Origin of the sequence: Actinacidiphila guanduensis, from assembly GCF_900103985.1 — a bacterium.
Taxonomy (GTDB): Bacteria; Actinomycetota; Actinomycetes; order Streptomycetales; family Streptomycetaceae; genus Actinacidiphila; species Actinacidiphila guanduensis.
Map to the genome: position 1 here is coordinate 727,500 of NZ_FNIE01000001.1, position 14,861 is coordinate 742,360.

The 14,861-nt window shown below is 72.5% G+C and carries 10 protein-coding genes; 2 read left to right on the plus strand and 8 right to left on the minus strand.

Annotated elements, in window-relative coordinates:
- Nucleotides 1–121 precede the first annotated feature (121 nt).
- The 7 genes from BLR33_RS03035 to BLR33_RS03065 all read right to left on the minus strand — a co-directional run bounded on the left by BLR33_RS03035 (nucleotide 122) and on the right by BLR33_RS03065 (nucleotide 9,422).
- A complete protein-coding gene (locus BLR33_RS03035; protein ID WP_093782624.1) occupies nucleotides 122–1,141 on the minus strand; it encodes an ABC transporter permease in 1,020 nt (339 codons plus the stop codon).
- Nucleotides 1,138–2,697: a sugar ABC transporter ATP-binding protein gene (locus tag BLR33_RS03040; RefSeq protein ID WP_093782625.1), complete on the minus strand. Its 1,560-nt coding sequence runs from the start codon at nucleotides 2,695–2,697 to the stop codon at nucleotides 1,138–1,140. Before BLR33_RS03040 ends, BLR33_RS03035 begins: the two co-directional genes overlap by 4 nt.
- Nucleotides 2,697–3,821, minus strand: coding sequence for a substrate-binding domain-containing protein (locus BLR33_RS03045; protein ID WP_245771112.1), 1,125 nt, complete (start codon nucleotides 3,819–3,821; stop codon nucleotides 2,697–2,699). Before BLR33_RS03045 ends, BLR33_RS03040 begins: the two co-directional genes overlap by 1 nt.
- 467 nt (nucleotides 3,822–4,288) lie before the next feature.
- Nucleotides 4,289–5,794: an L-arabinose isomerase gene (gene araA / locus BLR33_RS03050; RefSeq protein WP_093782627.1), complete on the minus strand. Its 1,506-nt coding sequence runs from the start codon at nucleotides 5,792–5,794 to the stop codon at nucleotides 4,289–4,291.
- 14 nt (nucleotides 5,795–5,808) lie between these two features.
- On the minus strand, nucleotides 5,809–6,522 hold the full coding sequence (locus tag BLR33_RS03055; protein WP_093782628.1) for an L-ribulose-5-phosphate 4-epimerase: 714 nt from the start codon (nucleotides 6,520–6,522) through the stop codon (nucleotides 5,809–5,811).
- A gap of 90 nt (nucleotides 6,523–6,612) precedes the next feature.
- Entirely contained in the window at nucleotides 6,613–8,301 is a 1,689-nt protein-coding gene (gene araB, locus BLR33_RS03060) for a ribulokinase (protein WP_093782629.1), read from the minus strand.
- A gap of 62 nt (nucleotides 8,302–8,363) precedes the next feature.
- Complete coding sequence (locus BLR33_RS03065) at nucleotides 8,364–9,422, minus strand: LacI family DNA-binding transcriptional regulator (protein ID WP_093782630.1); 1,059 nt, start codon at nucleotides 9,420–9,422, stop codon at nucleotides 8,364–8,366.
- A gap of 374 nt (nucleotides 9,423–9,796) precedes the next feature.
- Between BLR33_RS03065 and BLR33_RS03070 the strand changes: the two genes are divergently transcribed.
- Nucleotides 9,797–11,464 (plus strand): RICIN domain-containing protein, encoded by a 1,668-nt coding sequence (locus BLR33_RS03070; RefSeq protein ID WP_093782631.1) that lies wholly within the window; start codon nucleotides 9,797–9,799, stop codon nucleotides 11,462–11,464.
- Nucleotides 11,465–11,578: 114 nt separating this feature from the next.
- Here the strand turns inward: BLR33_RS03070 and BLR33_RS03075 are convergent, their stop codons facing one another.
- Nucleotides 11,579–12,598 (minus strand): LacI family DNA-binding transcriptional regulator, encoded by a 1,020-nt coding sequence (locus BLR33_RS03075; RefSeq protein WP_093782632.1) that lies wholly within the window; start codon nucleotides 12,596–12,598, stop codon nucleotides 11,579–11,581.
- Between the two features lie 271 nt (nucleotides 12,599–12,869).
- Between BLR33_RS03075 and BLR33_RS03080 the strand changes: the two genes are divergently transcribed.
- Nucleotides 12,870–14,816 carry a glycoside hydrolase family 127 protein gene (locus BLR33_RS03080; protein ID WP_093782633.1) on the plus strand — a complete coding sequence of 649 codons (1,947 nt, stop codon included), beginning with the start codon at nucleotides 12,870–12,872 and terminating at the stop codon, nucleotides 14,814–14,816.
- Nucleotides 14,817–14,861: the final 45 nt, after the last annotated feature.

Genomic DNA, 14,861 nt, shown 5'->3' on the forward strand with positions numbered 1-14,861 from the left:
GCGCGGGCGACGCCCGCAGGGTGAACGACCCCGCCGGGAGCGGGTCCGCCCGCCCCGGGGGCAGGAGTGCCGCGGAACCGTCTACAACGGTCCGCGGCACCCGCACTCCCCCGTTCGCGGGTCAGCTGCGGCGGGCGACGCTTCTGGCCCGCAGCCGGTCGGCGGTGATGGCCAGGCCCAGGACGCAACCGAGCACGATGTTGGTGTAGTTGGAGTTGATCTGCAGGGTCGTCAGGCCGTTGTTGATGAGTTCGAGCAGCACCGTGCCGGCCACGATGCCCAGGATGCGGCCCTGGCCGCCGACGAGGCTGACGCCGCCGATGACCGCGGCCGCGATCGCCGACAGCTCCCAGCCGACGCCGACGCCGCTGGCCGAGCCGACCCCCATCCGGCCCAGGACCATGATCCCGGCGAACGCGGAGAGCAGCGAACTGGTGACGTACATGGACACGATCCGCCGGTCGCCGCGGATGCCGGCCAGCCGCGCGGCCTCGGGGTTGCCGCCGACCGCGTAGACCTGCCGGCCGGCGTAGGTGCGCTCCAGGAAGAACCAGGCGATGACCGCGACCACGACGAACAGGATGAGCGGCAGCGGGATCTGGGCGACGTAGGTCTGCCCGAGGTCGCCGAAGGTGCCGCCGATGCCCGTGATCGAGGTGCCGGAGGTGATGGCGAGGGTGACGCCCTGCGCCACGGTGTACGTCACCAGCGTCACCACGAACGGCGCCATCTTCAGCCGGGTGACGGCCAGTCCGTGCACCATCCCCACCAGCCCGGCGATCACCAGCGTCAGCAGGATGGCCAGCACCGGCGGCATCCCGGCGCGCACGTTGAACCAGGACATCAGGATCACGCTCGTGCCCAGCAGCGCGCCCACCGACAGGTCGATGCCGCCGGTGAGGATCACCAGCGACTCCCCGATGGCGATCAGCCCGTACTGGGCCAGGTCGAAGCCCATGCCCTGGAGGTTCACGGCGCCGGCGAAGGACGACTTGTCCAGGGCCAGGGCGACGAACACCACGACGCAGGCGGCCACCACCCCCACCTCGGGGGTCTCCAGCAGACGGCGGACGACCGAACCCCGCCCGTTCCCCTCGGGCGCCGCTTCCTTGGCCGGCGCCGCGGCCGTACGGGTATTCATGCGCTTGCCTTCCCCTCGGGCCCCGTGCCGGCTCCGGTTCGCGACCCGGCCGCGGCGCTCATGATCTTCTCCTTGCCGAACTCCGCACGCGGGAGGTCGGCCACCACCCGGCCACCGGCCATGACCACGATCCGGTGGCAGATCCAGAGCAGTTCCTCCAGCTCCGAGGACGCCACCAGCACGGCCAGGCCGTCCTGGGCGGCGGCGTCGATCAGGGCGTAGATCTCCGCCTTGGCCCCCACGTCGACGCCGCGGGTGGGCTCGTCGAGCAGGAGCAGCCGCGGCTCGGCGGCCAGCCACCGCCCGAAGACCGCCTTCTGCTGGTTGCCGCCGGACAGGGCCGAGATGGGCTGCTCCTGCGTACGCAGCCGCACCCCGAGGTCCGCCACGATGCCGGCGGCGTGCTCCTTGTCGGCACGCGGCCGCAGCACTCCGTGCCGGCTGATCCGGCGCAAGGTGGCGAGCGTGACGTTCCACCGCACCGAGTGCGCGGGCAGCAGCGACTGCACCTTGCGGTCCTCCGGGACCAGCCCGACCCCGGCGGCGACGGCGTCGGCCGGGTGCCGTGGGTGGAAGACCGCACCGTCCAGCAGGACCTCTCCACCGGTGCGGGGCTGGGCGCCCATGACCGTGTGCAGCAGCCGGCTGCGGCCGGAGCCCATCAGCCCGGCGACCCCGACGATCTCCCCGGCCCGCACGTCCAGGTCCACCGGGCCGAGTCCGTCGGCGGTCAGCCCGCGCACCGACAGCGTGGTGGTCCGCTCCACCGTGGAGGGTGGGGCGAGGTCGGCGCGGGCCAGTTCGCTGCCGACCATCTCGCGGATCATCCGCTCCTCGGTCGCCTCGGCCGGTGTGAGGTCGGCGACCAGAGCACCGCTGCGCAGGACCACGACCCGGTCGGCGACGGCCTGGACCTCGTCGAGCCGGTGGCCGATGAACAGCACCGCTCCCCCGGCCGCGGCGTGCCGGCGGGCCAGGGCGAGCACCCGCTCGGCCTCCACCGGGCCGAGCGAGGACGTCGGCTCGTCCAGGATCAGCACCACCGGGTGGTGGCCCCACGCCTTGGCGATCTCGATCATCTGCCGCACCGGGACGGGGTAGCGCTCCACCGGCCGGTCCACGTCGACCTGGGTCACTCCCACTTCCGCGAGCAGCGCCTTCGCCTCCGCGCGGGTGCCCCTGCGGTCGAAGACGGTGCGCGACAGGAGGGTGGTCCCGCTGCTCTCCGGGCGCCGCCCGAGCAGCAGGTTCTCCGCGACGCTCAACTGCCCGACGAGCGGGAACTCCTGGGCCACCATGGCCACGCCCAGCTCCTGGGCGTGGTCCGGGCGCCCGGGGACGAGCTGCTGTCCGGCGACCTCGATGGTGCCGGTGGTGGGGGTGACCGTGCCCGAGAGCACGCCCATCAGCGTGGACTTCCCGGCCCCGTTCTCTCCCACCACCGCGACGATCTGGCCGCGTTCGAGATCCAGCCGCGGGATGTCGAGGACCTTCACCGGTCCGTAGGACTTGGTGACGTCCCGCAGGCAGGCCGCGACGTCACCCCCACCCGCCATCAGCTGATGCCCATCTGCTTGAGCTTGGCCTGGTAGTCGGCCAGGTTCGCCTGCGTGACCAGGCCGACGCCGGAGCTGAGGGTGGTGCCGTCGGACTCCAGGTAGGGCTGGACGAGTTTCAGCGTGGCGTCCTTGCCCAGCACCTTCAGGGCGGCCAGCAGGTAGGCGCCGGTGTAGCCCTGCTGGAAGGGCTGCTGCAGGACGGTGGCCTGGATGACCCCGGACTTGATGAACTTCAGCGTCTGGGCGTCGCTGTCGTCGGAGATCACCTTGATCTTGCCGGTCTTGCCGGCCGCCTGGACGGCCTGGCCGGCGGACGGGCCGTCGTAGGAGTAGACCCCGTACAGGCCGTTCACGTTCGGGTTGGTCTGGATCGCGGTCTGGGCGTTCGACAGCGCCTTGGAGGCGTCGTTGTTGTCGGCGAGCTTCTGCACCACCTTGATGCCCGAGCTTTTCAGGGCGTCCTCGAAGCCCTGGATGCGCTCGACCGCGTTGGAGGTCGTCAGCGATCCGACCAGGACCACGACCTGGCCCTTGCCGCCCAGGGCCTGCTTCATCGCCGCGCCGGCCTTCTGGCCGGCCTGGTAGTTGGGGGTGCCCAGGTAGAGCGCGGCCCCGTCGTCCTTCGGCAGGGGCGAGTCGATGGCGAGTACGGGGATGCCGGCCCGGTTCGCCGATGCGATGGGGGCCTTGATGGCCGTCGGGTCGATCGCCGAGACGCTCATGGCGGTGATCCCCTGGCCGCGCAGCGTCTGGATGATGGACAGCTGCTGGTCCAGCCGGCCGTTGGCCGGGGCCTGGTAGGTGCCCTTGACGCCCAGTTCGCCGATCGCCTTGTTGAACCCCGCCTTGCCGGCGTTCCAGTAGTCGGTGGCCACGTTGACGACCATGGCGAGGTCCTGGTGCGACAGGTCCTTGCCCTTCAGCGCGGCCTTCAGCGCCGCGTTGAGCTTGGCGAGGTTGGCGTCGTTGAAGGCGATGTCGCCCTGGATCGTCACGCCGCTCCCGCTGGACGCCGTGGAGCCCGAGCCCGAGGAGCCGCTGCCGGAATCCGAGGAGCCACCGCCCGCGCCGGACTTGCTGCAGCCGGCCGCCGCCAGCACCACCACCGCGGCCAGCCCCACCGCGCCCCACCGGAGCCTGCGTCCGCCGACCGGCCTCACCGCCCGTCCCGCAGCCGTCCGTTCACCCGATCGCACGCCATGCATGGTCCACTTCCCGTCCAGAAAGAGCCTCGCGGCCTGTGAGCGTTAACACGAAGCCGGCAGCGGGATGACCCGACGACGGGGGAGCGCCCGCGGCCCGAAGGCCCGCCCGCTCTGTCCGCGTCACACCACGCCGGGGGAGATTCCACAGGGTTCCGATCGCACCCATTCCGGTAAGACTCCCCCGGCGTCGACAACAGCCGCCCGCCCGCGACTACTTGGCAGAGATTGTTAGCGTTCACTGACCCGGCGTCAAGATGTCGCGCAGGGCCGGCGCCATCTGTGTCCGGAACGTCATCGCAACATTCGAAGGACGGCAGGCCGTCCCGCCCGCTCGGGCCCGGCCGGGTCACCGGGGCGGGGCGGGAGACCGCGGTGCCCGTGTGTCAGAGCCTGCCGGCCAGCCGGTAGTACGCCTGGTTCCAGCGGATCTCCTTGGCGAACTGCCGAAGGTCGGTGTCCTCGTCGACGACCAGCAGCTCGGTGCTCAGCATGTCGGCGAGGTCGGCCAGTTCCTCCGTGCCCACGGCCGAGGACAGCACGGTATGGTGGGGGCCGCCGGCGGTCAGCCACGCCTCGGTGGACGTGCGCAGGTCCGGGGCCGGACGCCAGACGGCGCGGGCCACCGGCAGCCGCGGCAGCGGCTCCGGCGGCGGCACCACCTCGATCCGGTTGGCCACCAGCCGGAAGCGGTCCCCGACGTCCGCGAGGCCCACCGTGACGGCGGGACCGGGGGCCGCGTCGAAGACGAGCCGCACCGGGTCCTCGCGGCCGCCGATGCCCAGCGGGTGGATCTCGCAGCTCGGCCGGCCGGCGGCGATACTCGGGCAGACCTCCAGCATGTGCGCGCCGAGGATGACCTCCTCACCGGGGACCAGGTGGTAGGTGTAGTCCTCCATGAACGAGGTGCCGCCGGGCTGCCCGGCGCCGGCCGCCTTCAGCGCGGCCAGCAGGGCCGAGGTCTTCCAGTCGCCCTCCGCGCCGAACCCGTACCCGTCGGCCATCAGCCGCTGCACCGCGATCCCCGGCAGCTGCCGCAGGCCCCCCAGGTCCTCGAAGTTGGTCGTGAAGGCGCCGAAACCGCCCTCCTCCAGGAAGGACCGCAGCCCGAGTTCGACCCGGGCCGCGTACCGCAGCGCCTCGTGCCGGTCGCCGTCCGGTGCGAGAGCGGGGTCGGTCCGGTAGGTGTCGGCGTACTCCGCCGCAAGCGCGCCCGCCTCGGTGTCCGGCACCGCGTCCACGGACGCCACCAGGTCGTTGACCCCGTAGGTGTTGACCGAGACGCCGAACCGCAGCTGCGCCTCGACCTTGTCGCCCTCGGTCACCGCGACATCGCGCATGTTGTCGCCGAACCGGGCCAGCCGCAGGCCGCGCAGGACCCCGTACCCGATGGCCGCGCGCATCCACGCGTGGACCCGGGACACGACGCGGGGGTCGGAGACGTGGCCGGCGACGGTCTTGCGGGGCACCCCGACCCTGGACTGGATGTAGCCGAACTCGCGGTCGCCGTGGGCGGCCTGGTTGAGGTTCATGAAGTCCATGTCGATGGTGGCCCAGGGCAGCGCGACATTGGCCTGCGTGTGCAGGTGCAGCAGCGGCTTGCGCAGCATGTCGAGCCCGGAGATCCACATCTTCGCCGGGGAGAAGGTGTGCATCCACGCCACCAGTCCGACGCACGCCGGATCGGTGTTGGCCTCCAGGACCACGGCGAGGATGGACGCGGAGTCGGTCAGCACCGGTTTCCACACCACCCGGGCGGGCCCGCCGGGGGCGGCGCCGAGCTGGTCGCAGATGGCCCGCGACTGGTCGGCCACCTGCCGGAGCGTGTCCTCTCCGTAGAGGCCCTGGCTGCCCGTCAGGAACCAGACTTCGGGCGCTGCAAGCGGTGTCATGGCGGTCGGACTCCTCACTGGGCGGACGGCCCGGGCTGGCCGTACACGTTCTGGTAGCGGTCGTAGAGCCGGTCGACGGCGCCCGGGTCGATGGGCAGCGGGTCGCCGAGCTGGCGGGAGATGTGCACGCTGCGGGCGACGTCCTCGCACATCACGGCGGCCTTCACCGCGGCCCTGGCGTCCCGGCCGATGGTGAAGACCCCGTGGTTCTGCATCAGCACCGCGGGCGAGCGGTGGCCGGCCAGCGTCTCCACGATGCCCCTGCCGATGGAGTCGTCCCCGATGAGGGCGAAGGGGCCGACGGGGATCTCGGCGCCGAACTCGTCGGCCATCGCGGTCAGGACGCACGGCACGGGCTCGCCGCGGGCCGCCCAGGCGCAGGCGTAGGTGGAGTGGGTGTGCACCACTCCACCTACCTGCGGCATGTGGCGGTAGACGTAGGCGTGCGCGTCGGTGTCCGACGAGGGGGACAGGTCGCCGGCCACGACGCGGCCGTCCAGGTCGCACACGATCATCGATTCGGGGGTGAGCCGGTCGTAGTCCACGCCGCTGGGCTTGATGACGAACAGGTCGTGCCCCGGCACCCGGCCGGACACGTTCCCGGCCGTCCAGACCACCAGGTTGTAGCGGACCAGTTCTTGGTGAAGGGCGCTCACATCCTCGCGCAGCGCGGCGACCGCCGTGGCCGCGTCCGCTGGGAGGGAGCCGGAGCCGGTGTTCAGGGCCATGCCGACCTCTTCGTGTGGTGGAAGGGAGCAGGAACGGAGCAGGCAGGGAGCTGCGCCGGGACGAGAAGGCGAGCGCTCACACGTGAGCGCTCACATCGAGGGGACGCCGGTCTGCTCGGCCGCGGACAGCCCTTGCGCCCGGATCGCCCGCAGCCGGTGCATCACGTCGCTGCCGCCGCGGCCGAAGTGGTCGTGCAGGGCGAGGTATTCGGCGTAGAGCCGGTCGTAGGCCGCGGACCGGCCGGGGTCGGGTGTGTAGGCGTTCTCCTCGCGGCGGCCCATGGCCGCCGAGGCGGCGCGGATGTCCGGGTAGGCGCCGGCGGCGACGGCGGCGTGGATCGCGGAGCCGAGCGCGGGGCCCTGCGCGGAGGAGAGCAGGTGGACCGGGCGGCCCAGGACGTCGCTGTAGACCTGCATCAGGAACCGGTTCTTCAGCAGCCCGCCGGCCGCGGTGAAGTCCGCGACCGGCACACCCGCCGCCTCGAACGCCTCGACGATGACCCGGGTGCCGAACGCCGTGGCCTCGACCAGGGCCCGGTAGATGTCCTCCGGTCGCGTGTCGAGGGTGAGCCCCACGATCAGGCCGGACAGGTGGTGGTCGACCAGGACCGACCGGTTCCCGCTGTGCCAGTCCAGCGCCACCAGGCCGTGCCCGCCCACCGGCTGGCTCGCCGCGAGCTCGGTCAGCAGTTCGTGGACGCCGGTTCCGGCCGTGCGCGCCCGCTGCGCGTACTCCTCGGGCACGGCGGTGCGGGCGGCCCAGGCGAAGATGTCGCCCACCCCGCTCTGGCCCGCCTCGTAGCCCCACAGTCCGGGCACCACACCGTCGCCTACGACGCCGCACATACCGGGGACCTCGGCGAGCACCTCGGAGTTGAGGACGTGGCAGGTGGAGGTGCCCATGATGGCCAGCAGCCGGCCGGCCTCCAGGGTGCGGGCCGCGGCGGCCGTCACGTGGGCGTCGACGTTGCCGGTCGCGACCACGGTGCCCTCGCGCAGCCCGGTGAGCGCGGCCGCTTCCGCGGTGAGCTTGCCGGCGGGGGCGCCCAGCGGGGTGAGCGGGTGCTCCAGCTTGGCGGTGAAGTCCGCGAAGCCGGGGTGCAGCGAGGCGAGGAACGCGGCGTCGGGGTAACGGCCGTCCTGGTACATGCCCTTGTAGCCGGCCGTGCACGGGTTGCGGCTCTCGGACCCGGTGAGCTGCCAGACGATCCAGTCGGCCGCCTCGATCCAGCGGTCCGCGGCCGCGTAGGCAGCCGGGTCCTCGCGCAGCATCTGGAGCGCCTTGGCGTACTGCCACTCGCTGGATATCCGGCCGCCGTAGCGGGCCAGCCACGGCTGCCCGGTCTCCAGGGCCCGCTCGACGATCAGGTCGGCCTCCGGCTGCGCCGCATGGTGCCGCCACAGCTTCGGGAAGGCGTGCGGCCGCCCGCCGAAACCGGGCAGCTCGCACAGCGGCGTGCCGTCCGCGGTCACCGGAAGCACCGTGCAGGCGGTGAAGTCGGTGGCCACGCCGATCACCTGACGCGGGCTCACCCCTGCCTCGCGCAGCGCCGCGGGCACCGCCAGCCGCAGGACGTCGCGCCAGTCCTGCGGGACCTGCAGTGCCCAGTCCGGTGGCAGCGGCGTGCCGTCCGGCAGTTCCCGGTCCACCACCGCGTGGGTGTACTCGTGCACGGCGCTGCCGAGTTCCCGGCCGTCCTCCACGGCGACGACGAGAGCGCGCCCGGAGAGCGTCCCGAAGTCGATGCCCACTGTCACGGCGGGACCGTCGATCGTCATAACCTCTCCATCCCCGTGGACCACGGCCGGGCCACCGGCCGTCCCGGGCGCGATAGATGCCTTCAGGTGGGTTTGCTGCTGCTGCGCACGATCAGCCGCGGCTCGATGACGACCCGTTCGGCGTCGTCCGCGGTGCCCGCGCCGCCCGACTCCAGCCTGCTCAGCAGCAGCCGGATGCTGGCCTGGCCGACGGCGGCGAAGTCCTGCCGGACCGTGGTGAGCGGGGGCGCGAAGAACTCGGCCTCGGGGATGTCGTCGAAGCCCGCGATGGCCACCTGGCCGGGCACCGACAGGCCCGCCTCGCGGAACGCGCGCAGTACGCCGAGCGCCATCTGGTCGTTGGCGACGAACACCGCCGTCACGTCGGGGGTGCCCCGGCGGGCCGAACTCGTCGCCACCCGTCCCGCCAGTTCCTGGCCTGCCCGGTATCCCGACAGGGGCGTCCAGTCGCCCTGCAGCGGTGGCGGTACCACGGCCCCCGCCTCCTCCAGGGTGGCCCGCCAGCCGTCCAGCCGGGCCTCGGCCTCCAGCCAGTCCGGGGGTCCGGCCACGTGCCAGACCGTCTCGTGGCCGGCCGCGAGCAGGTGGCCGGTGACCAGGCGGGCGCCCAGCTCCTGGTCCACCGAGACGCCCGGTATCGGCAGGCTGTGGCCGCCCTCCACGGTCACCACCGGGAAGGGCAGCCGCAGTTGCGCCAGGGCGCTGACCGCCTGCCGGTGCGGGACCATGACCACGATGCCTTCCACCCCCCAGTCGCTGAGGTGGTCGATCGCCTCCTCCAGCGCCTTTTGCGTGTAGCGCCGCAGGGTGACCGCGGAGACCATGTAGCCCTCGTCGCGGGCCGCCTCCTCCAGGCCGAACAGCATGCTGGAGGGGCCGAAGAGCGTCGGATTGCAGGCCACGACCCCCAGCGTCAGCGTGCGCCGGGTCACCAGCGCCCGCGCCGAGGAGTTCCGCCGGTATCCCAACTGCTCGATGGCGCGCAGCACTTCCGCGCGGGTGGACTCGCGGACGTTGGGGTGGTTCGCCAGCACGCGCGATACGGTCTGATGCGACACGCCTGCCACCTGGGCCACGTCCGCCATCGTGGGGGCCCGACGGGGGCCCGTGTTCTGCGACATGCTTCTCCGATCGGTTCCAGCGTTATTGTTAGCGTTCACAGAGTGCCCCGTCAAGGTTGGCGGCGCCGCGCCCGGGGACCGCCCCGCGCACACTCCCCGGCGCGTTTTACTTGCGCACTCCCCCGCGCACTCCTTGCGCACTCCCTTGACCCGCCTCTGGGCGACACCTACGGTGTGCGCCGGGAAACCCATTGCTCTGTTGCGCAGAGCACTCCCCGCGCGCCGGCAGCCCCCGGGCCGTAGGACGGACGGCCCCCGCTCGACGGCGCGCCCGTCTTTCCAACCCACCAGAAGGGCACTTCGCCATGCGTGGATTCACGCGCCCACGGCGCGGCCGGCCGCTCGGCCGCGCCGCCGGGGCGGGAGCCGCAGTGATGATCGCCGCCACGGCCGCGCTCTGCGGCTCACCCGCCCAGGCCGCCTCTCCGTCCACGACCCTCGTGGTCAACGCCAACCAGGTGCTGCGCCCGGTGACGCACGTCGCCACCGGCTCGCTGTACGGACTCGCCAACGCGACCACTCCGGCCGACAACCTGGTCCAGGCGATCAAACCCAACACCTTCGTGCAGAAGCCGCAGGGCGGGCACCAGCAGCCCACCGGGGACATCCTCACCGTGGCGCCGAAGGCGGCCCGCGCCGGCGCCAAGGTGGTGGACCGACTGTCGGACTACTACGCCGGCTGGCCCTACCAGTTCAGCTGGAGCAACTGGCTGAGCGTGGTGGACGACCAGATCGCGCAGAACAAGGCGGCCGGCATCACCAACCTCGCCGCCTACGCGCCCTGGAACGAGGCCGACAACACCTGGCAGTCCTCCAACGGCACCTTCGAGGACTTCTGGACCACGACCTACCGCGAGATCCGGTCCAAGGACGCCACGACCCCGATCCAGGGGCCGAGCTTCTCGGACAACATCAGCGACATGCAGAACTTCCTGCAGCACGCCGTCGCCACCAACACCGTGCCGGACATCATCGCCTGGCACGAACTGGAGCGGTCGTCGAAGATCGCCGGGGACGTCGCGACCGTCACCTCGATCGAGAAGAACCTCGGGATCACGCCGCGGCCGATCGCGATCGAGGAGTACGCCGCGCCCTCCGAGGTCGGCGTCCCGGGGGCACTCGTCGGCTACATCGCCAAGTTCGAGCGGCTCGGCGTCCACGACGCCGAACTGGCCTTCTGGAACCAGTCCGGCGCCCTCGGCGACCTCCTCACCGGCCAGGGCGGCAGCCCCAACGGCGCCTACTGGCTCTACAAGTGGTACGCCGACATGAGCGGCAGCATGCTGGTGACCACGCCGCCCGCGCAGACCGGCATCGACGGCGCCGCCTCGCGCACCAGCGCGGGCAACGAGGTGGACGTCATCTTCGGCGGCAGCTCGGGCTCCTCGGCCGTCACGGTCAACGGGCTGGGCTCCCTGCCGGCCTTCGGCTCGTCGGTGCACGTCAAGGTCGAGTACACCCCCTCGCCCGGGCGCACGACCGCGGTCTCCGGGCCCACCACCCTCTCGGAGGGCAACTACGCCGTGAGCAACGGCTCCGTCACGATCCCGGTGACGGCCACCAGCACCTACGGCTACCACCTGGTGATCACCCCCGCGACCGGCGGTTCCACCACGCTCGACGGCACCTACCGGATCACCAACAAGAACAGCGGGCTCGCCCTGGACACCCAGAACGGCGGCACCGCCCAGGGCACGCTCGTCGACCAGGCCGCGCCCGGCTCCTCGGCCACGCAGACATGGACACTGGTCTCCGCCGGCTCCGGCCTGTACAAGATCCGCAACCAGGCGAGCGGCCTGCTGCTCGGCATCACCAACGCCAGCACCTCGGCCGGCGCCACGGCCCTGATCTGGGGCGACAACGGGACAGCCGACCACCTGTGGTCGCTGCAGCCCGACGGGTCCGGCTATTACAAGATCGTCAACAGCAACAGCGGCATGGACCTCGGCGTGACCAACATGAGCACGGCCAGCGGCGCGCAGGTCCTCCAGTGGACCGACAACGGCACCGCCGACCACCTGTGGCAGCTCACGCCCAGGTGACCCCGTAGGCGCGAGTACGGCGTGACCCGTCTGCCGCCGCCCCGCCAACCGGGCGGCGGCAGACGGCCGTTCCCGGAGCAACCGCCGCGGTGGGGCGCCGGCGGTGCCGGCCGATCAGGCCGAGTCGCGGACGACCAGCCGGCAGGGCACGGTGGTCACGCCCGGCGTCCCGCTGCCGTCGATGGCGTCCAGCAGGCGCAGCGCGGCGATGCGGCCGACCTCGTTGAGGTTCATGTCGACGGTCGTCAGCGGGGGCCGCGCGGCCAGCGCCATGATGTCCCAGTTGTCGTAGCCGACCACGGCGATGTCCTCGGGGACGCCCCGGCCCTCCTCGCGCAGCGTGTCGGCGACACCGCGCGCGATCTGGTCGTTCCCGCAGAAGAAGGCGTCGGTGTCCGGTGCGGCGCGCAGCACCGTGCGGGCCGCCCTCCTCCCCCACGCCTCGCTCCAGTCCCCGAAGTACACCTGCCCGCCGGACAGTTCGTACCCGGCCCGGCCCAGCAGGTCCTGGGTGAGCCCGGCCCGGCGTTCGGCCGCCGCGTGGTGGGCGGGGCCGGAGACGTGGGCGATGTGCCGCCGGCCGGAGGCGATCAGGTGCTCGACGGCCAGGCGGGCCCCTCCCTCGTCGTCGGAGGCCACCGAGGTGTCGGCGGGGTCGGTCGAGGGGGACAGCGCGTACACGGTCGGGACGTCGCGCAGGCCCTGGAGCGGCGGCCGGGGGTCGGTGCGCCGGCCCGTGACGATGATGCCGTCCACCCGGCGGGCCAGGAGCGTCTCGACGTAGTGCCGTTCCCGGATGGCGTCGCCGCGGGTGTCGCACAGCAGGACGGAGATCCGTCCGGCGCCCAGCGCGTCTTCGGCCCCCAGGAGCACCGGGGTGCTGAACCGGCCGATGCCGTCCGTGGTGATGAGCCCGACCGTCCAGGTCCGGCCGCCGAGCAGCGAGCGGGCCTGCTCGTTGGGCTGGAACTCCAGGCGCTGTGCCGCCTGCAGGACGCGCTGGCGTGTCTCGGGGCGCATCCGGCCGCCGCCCCGCAGGGCCTTCGACGCCGTCCCCACACTCACGCCCGCCAGGACGGCCACATCGGCCAGCGTCACCCTCCCCGCCGACGGGCGCCGATCAGTCTCTGTCACGGGCAATCCTTTGCTCAATTTCCGGTCCCCCCATCCTGCCAGCGCCGGACCGGTATCCCAAGGGCCTCATGGAGCGGGATTCACCGGTGCACGCGTCTTGACGTACCGGTGAGGCCGCTTCTAGGTTCTCGGTGAGAAAAACCGTTGCTCATTTTTTCTCACAGCGGCGTCGCCGTACGGGCAACGGCGCATCGTTCCTGGCTCCCCGCCGTCCGGCACCGCCGCTGCGGCAGCGAGTTCGCCCTTCGCCCCTCGCGACCCAGGGAGATCCATGTCCCACCGCACTTCGACTCCGCCGGAGGCCGCCGGTCCGGTCCGGCCCGGCCCCGGCGCCCGGACGGCGCTGCGCCCGACCGTCGCGGCCGAGATCCTGGACGGCTTCTGGCACACCCGCCGCGAGGTCAACGCCCGCGTCGGCATCCCCCAGGGCCCGAGCCTGCTGGAGTCCGCCGGCAACCTCCACAACCTCCGCCTGGCCGCGGGTGCCGCCGAGGGTGTCTTCCAGGGGGACTACCCCTTCGTGGACTCCGACGTCTACAAATGGCTGGAGGCCGCCGCCTGGCACCTCGGCCGGACCGGACCGGCCGCGGACGACGTCCTGACCGGCGAGGTCGAGCGGATCACCGCGCTGGTGACGGCCGCTCAGGAACCGGACGGCTACCTCAACACCTGGTTCCAGGTCGCCAAGGGCGGCCGCCGCTACGAGGACCTCCGCTGGGGCCACGAGCTGTACTGCGCCGGGCATCTGATGCAGGCCGGCATCGCCCTCCATCGCACGACGGGCCGCAAGGAACTGCTCGAAGCCGCCGTGCGGTTCGCCGACCACCTGACCGCGGTGTTCGGGCCGGACCGGCAGATCGACGGTTTCGACGGCCATCCGGAGGTCGAGACGGCGCTGGTGGAGCTCTACCGGGAGACCGGGGAGCGGCGCTACCTGGAGCTGGCGGGGTACTTCGTCGACCGCCACGGGCACGGGCTGCTCGGCGGGGAGGCGTACTGCCAGGACCGGGTGCCGCTGCGGCGGCAGGAGAACGTCGAGGGCCACGCGGTGCGGCAGCTCTACCTGCTGGCGGCGGCCGCGGACCTGGCAGCCGAGACCGGGGACGGCGAACTGCGCGCCGCCTGCGAGCGGTTGTGGTCGGCGATGGTGGCGAGCAAGACGCACATCACCGGCGGGCTGGGGGCCCACCACGACGAGGAGGACTTCGGCGACCCCTTCGAGCTGCCCACCGAGCGGGCCTACTGCGAGACCTGCGCGGCGGTCGCGTCGGTCCACTTCAACTGGCGCATGGCGCTGCTGACCGGCGAGGCCCGCTACAGCGACCTGATCGAACGCACGTTGTTCAACGGGCTGCTGGCCGGGGTGTCCCTGGACGGCGAGAGCTGGCTCTACGTCAACCCGCTCCAGGTGCGCGACGGGCACACCGACACCGGCGGCGACCAGTCCGCCCGGCGCACCCGGTGGTTCCGCTGCGCCTGCTGCCCGCCCAATGTGATGCGGCTGCTGGCCGGACTCGAGCACTACATCGCCACCACCGACGACCGCGGCTTCCAGCTGCACCAGTACGCCGCCGGCCGCTACACCGGTGCGGTGGGCGCCGACCAGGTTGTTGTTAGCGTTCACACGGACTACCCGTGGAGCGGGGCCGTCCGGCTCGTCGTGGAGGACGCCCCCGAGGAGCCCTGGACCCTCTCGCTGCGGATTCCGCAGTGGTGCGCCCGGCACCAGGTCTCCCTGGCCGGCGGCGGCCACCTCCCCGCCACCGTGGAGGACGGCTGGCTGCGGATCGAGCGCGCCTGGTCGCGCGGCGACGAGGTGGTCCTCGACCTCGGCATGGAGGCGCGCCTGACCGCGGCGGATGAGCGGGTCGACGCCGTACGCGGCTGCGTGGCCCTGGAGCGCGGGCCGCTCGTCTACTGCCTGGAGGCCGTCGACCACCCCGGCGGCGGCCTGGACGACGTGCTCATCGACACCGGCCGGACACCGCGGGAGGAGTTCCGCCCCGACCTCCTCGGCGGCGTGGTCGCCCTCACGGCCGCCGGGTACCGCCGGCCGGCCGCGGAGGAGGGCTGGTGGCCCTACCGCACGTTCCGGAGCTCCGCCGGGGCCGGGCCCGCCCGCGAGCCGGGGAGCGCGCTGCCCCTGACCGCCGTCCCCTACTACTCCTGGGCCAACCGGACCGACGGAGCCATGCGGGTGTGGCTCCCCACCCGCTGACCCGGCCCGGCCGGCCGGGCGGCAGCACCGCTCACGCACGCATCC